Raw genomic sequence first — 1443 nt, 5'->3', positions numbered from 1 at the left:
CCCCCCCCCCCCCCCCCCCCCCCCCCCCCCCCCCCCACACTTCTATTTCCCCCATCACCCGCGAAACCCCGATAGCTGGGGGTCTCGTGGGCTCGGAGTTGTTAATAAGACACCGCGCCGGCACGGTGCCGCAGCCCGCGACGGGTGGTGCGCGTCCGCTGGCCAAGCCGCCGGTGCGCAAGCTCGCCAAGGACCTCGGCATCGACCTGGCGACGGTCACGCCCACCGGCGCGGACGGCATCATCACCCGCGCCGACGTGCACGCGGCGGCCAGCGCGGCCGTGGCGCCAGCGGCACAGCCGGCCGAGCCCACCGCGGCCCCGGTCGCGGCGCCGGCCGAGGCCGAGCCCGTGGTGGCCGGCGGCGAGCGCCGGGTGCCGATCAAGGGCGTACGGAAGGCCACCGCGCAGGCGATGGTCACCAGCGCGTTCACGGCCCCGCACGTCACCGAGTTCATCACGCTGGACGTCACGCGCACGATGAAGCTCGTCCAGGAGCTCAAGCAGGACCCGGAGCTCGCCGGGCTGCGGATCAACCCGCTGCTGCTGGTCGCGAAGGCGTTCCTGCTGGCGATCAAGCGGAACCCGGAGGTCAACGCGGCCTGGGACGAGGCCAACCAGGAGATCGTGCACAAGGACTACGTGAACCTGGGCATCGCCGCGGCCACCCCGCGCGGCCTGATCGTCCCGAACATCAAGGACGCCGGCCGCAAGACGCTGCCCGAGTTGTCCACGGCCCTCGCCGACCTGGTCAGCACCGCCCGCGAGGGCAAGACCACGCCGGCGGCGATGTCCGGCGGCACGGTGACCATCACCAACGTCGGCGTCTTCGGCGTCGACACCGGCACGCCCATCCTCAACCCGGGCGAGTCGGCGATCCTCGCGGTCGGCGCGATCAAGCTCCAGCCGTGGGTGCACAAGGGCAAGGTCAAGCCGCGGCAGGTGACCACCCTCGCGCTCTCCTTCGACCACCGCCTGGTGGACGGAGAGTTGGGCTCGAAGGTGCTCGCGGACGTGGCCGCGGTCCTGGAGGACCCGGGCAAGCGCCTGATCACCTGGGGCTGACGGTCCGGGCCGACGGGCCCGGAGCGAGCAGCACTGAGTTGTACTGAGCAGCACTGAGTTGTGTTGGGCTGTACTGAGCTGTACCGAACACCGCGTGCATGCGCCGGCGGGGCCGAGGCGTCTGCACCCGGAGAGCGGGCCGAGGGCCCCGGGGGCGGGGGGGGGCCCGGCCGGGGCCCGGGGGGTTTGGGGGGGGGGGGGGGGGGGGGGGGGGGGGGGGGGGGGGGGGGGGGGGGGGGGGCGGGGGGGGCGGGGGGGGGGGGGGGGGGGGGGGTGGGGGGGGGGGTGTGTCTGGCCCTGTGCTGAGCGGGCGGGGGGGCGCGCCCGGGCGTGGCGGGACGGGAGGTCAACCCCGGGGCGCAGCCGTGCGGGGCGGGTC

The 1443-nt window shown here is 75.1% G+C and carries 2 protein-coding genes; both read left to right on the top strand.

Annotation, left to right across the window (positions count from 1 at the left end; all coding sequences use genetic code 11):
* Nucleotides 1-1064, top strand: a 1064-nt coding sequence (locus AAHZ94_RS34045; RefSeq protein WP_349997551.1) for a dihydrolipoamide acetyltransferase family protein, incomplete at its 5' end; no start/stop codon positions are given.
* Nucleotides 1065-1124: 60 nt separating this feature from the next.
* Entirely contained in the window at nt 1125-1370 is a 246-nt protein-coding gene (locus AAHZ94_RS34040) for a hypothetical protein (RefSeq protein ID WP_349997550.1), read from the top strand.
* Nucleotides 1371-1443: the final 73 nt, after the last annotated feature.

The organism is Streptomyces sp. HSW2009 (genome assembly GCF_040240285.1).
Classification (GTDB): Bacteria; Actinomycetota; Actinomycetes; order Streptomycetales; family Streptomycetaceae; genus Streptomyces.
The sequence above is the reverse complement of the archived record's forward strand: the minus strand, read 5'-3'. Positions and strand labels throughout refer to the sequence as shown.